The 263-nt window shown below is 65.0% G+C and carries 1 protein-coding gene; it reads right to left on the reverse strand.

Annotated elements, in window-relative coordinates; genetic code table 11:
• Positions 1 to 263 (reverse strand): hypothetical protein (locus HKX41_11945; protein ID NNC24846.1); only part of this gene is annotated, 263 nt, incomplete at both ends.

The following is a 263-nucleotide window of genomic DNA, read 5'->3' on the forward strand; positions in this document are numbered from 1 at the left end:
CATCACGCATGACTGCCTCGTCGCTGAGTTCGGTGAGGGACTCGCGAACGTCGGCGAGGGTCTGCTCGTACTCATCGACATTCGCTTCCCACCCCGCTTCGAGGAGTGCGTCGCCGGCGTCGGATTCAACCGGTGCGGCAGCCGGCCGCTCACCCCAGCGGGCTTGTCCAGCGCCCGTGACGTCCGCCTCGTCGAACGTCACGTAGTAATCAAAGACGCCGTCGGCATGCGGGGAGACGCCGACCAATCGGTCGAACGTTGAT

It is taken from the genome of Salifodinibacter halophilus, from assembly GCA_012999515.1.
Classification (GTDB): Bacteria; Pseudomonadota; Gammaproteobacteria; order Nevskiales; family Salinisphaeraceae; genus Salifodinibacter; species Salifodinibacter halophilus.